The 6761-nt window shown below is 48.4% G+C and carries 5 protein-coding genes; 2 read left to right on the top strand and 3 right to left on the bottom strand.

Annotated elements, in window-relative coordinates; all coding sequences use genetic code 11:
- The 3 genes from KDK18_RS00930 to KDK18_RS00920 all read right to left on the bottom strand — a co-directional run.
- Positions 1 to 258 (bottom strand): class II fructose-bisphosphate aldolase (locus KDK18_RS00930; protein WP_257252524.1); only part of this gene is annotated, 258 nt, incomplete at its 3' end.
- Positions 259 to 450: 192 nt separating this feature from the next.
- A complete protein-coding gene (locus tag KDK18_RS00925; RefSeq protein ID WP_257252523.1) occupies positions 451 to 618 on the bottom strand; it encodes a DUF29 domain-containing protein in 168 nt (55 codons plus the stop codon).
- A gap of 40 nt (positions 619 to 658) precedes the next feature.
- Positions 659 to 1162 (bottom strand): DUF29 domain-containing protein, encoded by a 504-nt coding sequence (locus tag KDK18_RS00920; RefSeq protein WP_257252522.1) that lies wholly within the window; start codon positions 1160 to 1162, stop codon positions 659 to 661.
- An 858-nt stretch (positions 1163 to 2020) separates the two neighbouring features.
- Here KDK18_RS00920 and ptsI point away from each other — a divergent pair.
- Entirely contained in the window at positions 2021 to 3730 is a 1710-nt protein-coding gene (ptsI, locus tag KDK18_RS00915; RefSeq protein WP_257252521.1) for a phosphoenolpyruvate-protein phosphotransferase PtsI, read from the top strand.
- A gap of 193 nt (positions 3731 to 3923) precedes the next feature.
- Positions 3924 to 6542: a bifunctional acetaldehyde-CoA/alcohol dehydrogenase gene (gene adhE, locus KDK18_RS00910; RefSeq protein WP_257252520.1), complete on the top strand. Its 2619-nt coding sequence runs from the start codon at positions 3924 to 3926 to the stop codon at positions 6540 to 6542.
- The last annotated feature ends 219 nt before the right edge of the window (positions 6543 to 6761 follow it).

Genomic DNA, 6761 nt, shown 5'->3' with positions numbered 1-6761 from the left:
GTGATCCAGATGGATGGCAACCGGTACAGTAATTTCCATGCTTTCCATCAAGGCGTTTACCATGGCGGTAATCACCTTAAAGCCACCCATGTAACGAGCCGCGCCTTCCGATACGCCGAGAATAACAGGAGACCGGGTTTTTTGGGCAGCGGTCAGGATAGCCTGAGTCCACTCCAGATTGTTGATATTGAACTGGCCAACCGCGTACTTGCCTTCCAGGGCTTTCTTCAGCATTTCAGTCATGGATACCAGTGCCATAAAGGTTTCCTCCATCAGTGGTATGGGGAACTGACCCTGAATCAGTTGGAGTGTTATCCAGTCATGGAGTTGGATAACACTTTATTTTCCGAGTCATACAAACTGAATGGTTTATACCGCGATGCAAATTAAATCAGAGGTTTGAAACTTGGCTTGCCTGAAGTCTAACAAAAAAACTTTATCTGTCTCCAGTTATAAAGAGAGGGAGTTTAAGAATGTCTTCAACCCCATATCTTCCACTTCTTCAGCAAGGTTATCGAGATCAAGTTTGTCAAACCGACGTTCTTTAATGAGTTGAGCATGTTGTTTAGTCCAGCTATAGAAGTCGGACTCATAAAGTGTTTTTTGATCATTATTCATGGTGTGATTCCCGTTAATCTCAGCCAGTCTATTCAGTTTATCAGGGTGCGGTATCCGGCAGAATATCATCCACCATAATGTTATCGAAGGTCCACTGGCAGCTATCAGGGAAGCTGGTGTGATCCAGTTGGTGATTCTCCCGCAGGTATTTATTCATTTCACGGATGGCAGCGTATTTGGCATCGGGGTAGCACTCTATCAAGGCGTCATCCTGTTCGTGCTTCAGGGACGGGTTTTTTCGGATTAACCGGCTGATGGCCAGACGTGACTGGGAAATACTGTCATACCAGCTTCTGAACTCTTTAGGTTCATACAGGTTAGGGTTAATCACGAAGGTTTGGTATTGGTATTTGAGCAGGTGCAGCACCAGAATAACCAGATGGGATTCCAGTGTATGGTGCTCGCTTTTGCTCATTTCGTCTACTTCTTCAATCAGGTTATCAAGGTCGAGCCGGTCGAACTCACGGTTTTGCAAGTGTTGTTTTTGCAGTTTTTTCCAGCGGTAAAAGTCGGACTGGTACAGTGTTTTTTGATCATTATCCATGATGTGGCACCTCTTGAATCACAGCAGAGTATAGAACAAGGATCGTTATGTCATTCCCTTCACTATCAACCAGCGTAGACCGCTACTTTCGGGAAATCCTGAACCGGCTATTGGGTCGCACCGGGGCCGCTGGCGATGCCGTTGTCTTGCGCCGTGATTAAAATAAGTTTGTCGCCTAGTGAAAGAGGTTTCGGGCAGGGGGGGCTGAACATTCTCGACGTTTTATTGATGTATGCCCTGAAATTGGCCTTTCAGCGCCCCGTTTGTGGGGTGTTAGGTAATAATGCGTATATTGACTGGAAATCAATCCTATTAGGGTGTGAAGCAATTTTTCGTGAGAAGTGTGGATGGTTTTTGGTATTTTCCGAAACGAAGTGTCACACTTTTTTTTGGGGATTTAAGTACTAACTAACACCGCCATCTGGAAACAAGTTTTGATATTAATTGATTGAGTTCGTCTATTAATGAAAAAACATTATATAGCAAAGGGTTTTGTATGGCTTAAAAGCTTTTAAAAACACTTGTTGAAAGTGTTTACTTCGTTGAGACTCATTCATTAAACGGCAGGCGATTGATTTGATGATGCACTATCTTGGAGTGGGCCTGCAGTGGGTTTCGTTAAGAGTAGTGACGCTTGGAATGAGTGCCATATCAGGATGTATATCTTGAAATAATTTGTCGATTTTTGTCAGAGTTTGTGTGATTGATTGCCAGTTGTATCCTGTAAGTTATAAAACGGATAATCCGGTAGCTGTGCGGCCAAGAGCTTGGAAAAAATAGTTTGCGTCATCTTTCACTATCAAATGAGGCAGGGCGAGCTGTTTTTCTCAGTAGATAATTTTTTGAGTGGGTAGGATCATGTTTTCAGGCATTATTGCGTCTTCCGGCGTGGCCATTGGTAACGCCTTTGTGCTGAAAGAGGTCGAAATACAGATCAGCGATGGCGTTCTCGACAAAGCTGAGGTGGAGGCGGATATTGCTCGCTTCAGGCAGGCCAGGGATAGCACTGTTGAGCAGCTTGAAGCCATTCGTGACAAAACTGCGGACAAGCTGGGAGAAGAAGAGGCAGAGGTCTTTGAAGGTCACATTCTGGTGGCAACAGACGAAGAACTGGAAGAAGAAGTTGTTTCTGCAATTCGCTCTCTGAAGCCAGCAGACGCGGCACTGAATGAAGCCATTGCGGTCAATGTCAGTATGCTGGAAGAGCTGGACGACCCTTATCTGCGTGAGCGTGTGGCGGATATCAGGGATGTGGGACGCAGGATGCTGAAGAATTTGCTGGGTATTCCTGTGACTTCCCTGGAGGAAGTGGAAGAAGGTTCCATTCTTATAGCAGATGATCTGACGCCTTCTGATACTTCCCAGATCGATCTCGAAAAGGTCTGGGGTTTTGTGACCAACGTCGGTGGTCGTACTTCTCACTCTGCCATCATGGCTCGTTCCCTTGAACTGCCTGCCATTGTCGGGGCCAGGGTGGCGACTGACAGAATCCAGAGTGGTGACATGATAGTGTTGGATGCTATCAACAATAAAGTGTTGGTGAATCCTGATGCCTCTGCTCTGGATTACTACCGAACTCTCCGGGAACAGCTGGATGAAGAACGCATTGAGTTGGCCAAGCTTAAAGATCTCCCTTGTGAAACGCTTGACGGGAAAACCTTCGAAGTCTGTGCCAACATTGGCACGGTCAAGGATGTTGAAGGGGCTGAACGCCATGGTGCTCAGGGTGTGGGTCTCTACAGAACCGAGTTCCTGTTTATGGACCGCACTCAAATGCCTTCGGAAGAAGAGCAGTTCGAGGCTTATAAGAGCGTTGCAGAAGCTATGGGCGGTCGTTCGGTGATTATCCGCACTCTGGATATCGGTGGTGACAAAGAGCTGCCCTATCTGGATCTGCCTAAGGAACTGAACCCATTTCTCGGCTGGCGAGCCATTCGAATGTGCTTTGACAAGCCTGACATTCTTAACACCCAGTTACGAGCCATTTTCAGGGCCAGTGCTTTTGGCAGGCTGAAGATCATGTTTCCCATGGTCATTTCTGTGGAAGAAGCCCGACGTCTGAGGGCCATAGTGGCAGACGTCAAGGCCGGGCTTGGTCATGAAGGTGTGAGTTTTGACGATCATGTTGAAATAGGCATCATGGTGGAAACTCCTGCTGCTGTTATGGTCGCTGACCTGCTGATTGAAGAAGTGGACTTTTTCAGTATCGGCACCAATGATCTGACTCAGTATGTGCTGGCTGTCGATCGTGGCAATGAAATGATTGCTGATCTCTATAACCCTATGGCACCCGCCGTGCTGCGCTCCATAAAGCGAGTGATTGATTGTTCTCATAAAGCAGGCAAGTGGACCGGTATGTGTGGAGAAATGGCCGGCGATGAACGTGCAGCCCTGATACTTGCGGGTCTGGGGCTGGATGAGTTCAGTATGAGTGCCACGTCGATTCCCAGGGTTAAGAAAGTGCTCAGAGAGCAGCGTTTCGAAGCGTTGCACAAACTGGCCGATGAGGTGATGAATCAACCTACTACCGGGGATGTTCAGACAGCCCTTGATGCGTTTGTCGGTTAACAGCCAGGGGGCGTGAGCCCCTCTTTTCCTGAGGCTCATTACAGAAAGTCAGCCAATAAACATTTTCCGGTCAGAGCGCGAACACCCGGACGCAGTGCCGAAGGGTAAAAGTATTTCGATCGAACTATGTCTTAACGAACTGAGTCTTAACGAACGATGATGTCTTAATAAACGACAGTGCGAGGTGATTCTCATGGCGAGTAAAAAACCAGCAGTCAAGGCTAAGGAGAAAAAACACGACACTACGTCCAGTGTGGATGAACAGCTCGATAGTCTGCTCAAGCTAGCCGGGATAGCAAGAGAAAAGTACCTTAAGCTCAATCAGGAAGACGTGGACCGGGTGACTCGGGCTATGGCTCTGGCAGGCCAGTCTGCTCACATGGAGCTGGCAAGAATGGCCGTTGAGGAAACCGGAAGGGGAATCCTCGAAGATAAGGTCACCAAAAATATCTTTGCGACTGAGTCCATCTACCACTCAATCAAATACGATAAAACCGTCGGTGTGATTGAGGACAATGAGGAGGAGGATTTCATGCTGGTGGCTGAACCCGTCGGTGTTGTCTGTGGTATTACACCCGTGACAAACCCCACCTCTACCACCATGTTCAAGTCCATTATTTCTGCCAAGACACGTAACCCTATTGTTTTTGCTTTTCACCCTTCGGCTCAACAGTGTTCAACAGAAGCGGCAAGAATTGTTCGCGATGCAGCTACTGAGGCAGGAGCGCCTGAAGATTGCATACTCTGGGTAGAGCATCCATCGCTGGAGGCGACTCAGAAGTTGATGACCCATCCCGAGATCTCAGTTATTCTCGCCACCGGTGGTTCAGGTATGGTCAGAGCCGCTTATTCCTCTGGCAAACCGGCCCTGGGGGTGGGGCCGGGTAATGTGCCCTGTGTTATTGATCGCACTGCCAATATCAAGCAGGCCGCCAATGATCTGGTGCTGTCCAAGAGTTTTGACAACGGCATGATCTGTGCGTCCGAACAGGCTGCCATAGTACACGACGAAGTTTACGCTTCTTTCAAGGAAGAAATGAAGAGGCTTAATGTCTATTTCACCTCTCCCAAAGAGACCGATCGTCTGTCTGAGGTGGTCATTATTGATGGCCATGTCAACAGTAAGATTGTGGGTATGAAACCATCCGATATTGCGGCGCTGGCAGGGATCAAAATACCGCAGGAGACAAGGGTGATTGCGGCTGAGATTGAAGGGGTCGGACCTGAGTTTCCTCTGTCCCGCGAGAAGCTCTCACCGGTACTCGGTTTTCTCAAGGCCAGAGATACCCAGCATGGGATTGAGCTGGCCGATCAGATGCTGAATTTTGGCGGTCTGGGGCATTCGGCTGTTCTGCACGCCCAGAATGATGATGTGATTGATGAGTTCTCGCTGGCGATGAAGGCCGGTCGTATCATCATTAACTCGCCAAGCACCCACGGTGCCATTGGTGATATTTATAACACCAACATGCCTTCCCTGACTCTGGGCTGTGGCACTTATGGCGGGAACAGTACGACGTCCAACGTTTCTGCGGTTAACCTGATCAACGTCAAGCGTGTTGCCAAGCGCAGGGTTAACATGCAGTGGTTCAAGGTGCCCAGAAAAATCTATTTCGAAGCCAACTCTCTACAGTACCTCGAAAAAATGCCCGACATCTCTCGTGTGTTTATCGTAACTGACGAAGTGATTCAGGATCTGGGCTATGTTGAGAAGATTCGTTACCACCTGAGGAAACGCCCGGTGCCAGTGCAGGTGAGGGTGTTTAATCAGGTTGAGGCCGATCCAAGTCTGGCGACTATTCGTGAGGGTGCCGAGGATATGGCGCTTTTCAATCCCGACGTTGTGATTGCTCTGGGTGGCGGCTCACCCATTGATGCAGCCAAGGGTATGTGGTTGTTCTACGAACAGCCAGAAGCTGACTTTGCGGGTATGGCCCAGAAGTTCTTCGATATCCGCAAGCGGGTATACAAGTTCCCGAAACTGGGCAAGAAAGCCAGACTGGTGGCTATTCCCACCACTTCCGGAACCGGCTCTGAAGTGACTTCCTTTGCCGTCATTACCGATAAAGAAAAAGGCATCAAGTATCCTCTGGCCGACTACGAGTTAACGCCTGATGTAGCCATTCTGGACCCGAATCTGGTGCTGACGGTGCCTAAAAAGGTGACCGCAGACACAGGTCTGGATGTCCTGACTCACGCACTGGAAGCTTATGTCTCTGTGATGGCCTCTGATTATACGGATGCGCTGGCTATGAAGGCGACTCAGATGGTTTTTGAGTATCTGCCCAAATCCTACGAAGAAGCTGATAAGGTGGCCAGAGAAAAGATGCATAATGCTTCCTGCATTGCTGGTATGGCCTTTGCCAACGCCTTTCTGGGTATCAATCACTCGATGGCTCATAAACTGGGGCACGAGTTCCATGTTCCCCATGGTCTTGCCAATGCGCTGTTGTTGCCTCATGTGATTGAGTACAACGGTTGTCCCAATCCATCCAAGGTAGCTTCTTTCCCGAAATACGATCATTACATTGCCCATGAGAAATATGCTGAAGTGGCCAAGGCTCTCGGCCTGCCCTGCAAAACTGCTGAAGAAGGAGTTAAATCTCTGGCTAATGCGGTTCGTCAGTTGATGAAACGGGTAGAGATGCCTTCGTCTCTGAGAGAATTGGGTATTTCCGAGAAAGGGTTTATGGAAAAGGTCAAAATGCTGGCGGATCATGCTTTTGAAGATCAGTGCACAACGGCCAACCCAAGAATGCCACTGGTCTCTGAGCTGGAAGATTTGTTGAAGAAAGCTTATTACGGTGAGTGATCTTGTTTTTACCGTGGGGCGTTCCACACATCAGCATTGAAGGCGGCTCTGAACTATCTGGAGTCACACTGGTTCAATGGACTATTGGCAAATACAAGAAATCAAAGGGGCGAAAGCGAAGAACGTTATCCGGCAAGATTGGCCAGAGAGGCTCCGATGTTTATGGCGTGCTCGCATATTGATTGGGTTAAAAACAGTTCGCAATAATCTATTATAATC

It is taken from the genome of Endozoicomonas sp. SESOKO3 (assembly GCF_024606255.1).
This window is presented reverse-complemented; position numbering and strand designations above follow the sequence as displayed.

Coding starts and splice junctions, on each gene's coding strand:
- KDK18_RS00925 (WP_257252523.1), bottom strand. CDS start 618: ATGAATAATGATCAAAAAACACTTTATGAGTCCGACTTCTATAGCTGG.
- KDK18_RS00920 (WP_257252522.1), bottom strand. CDS start 1,162: ATGGATAATGATCAAAAAACACTGTACCAGTCCGACTTTTACCGCTGG.
- ptsI (WP_257252521.1), top strand. CDS start 2,021: ATGTTTTCAGGCATTATTGCGTCTTCCGGCGTGGCCATTGGTAACGCC.
- adhE (WP_257252520.1), top strand. CDS start 3,924: ATGGCGAGTAAAAAACCAGCAGTCAAGGCTAAGGAGAAAAAACACGAC.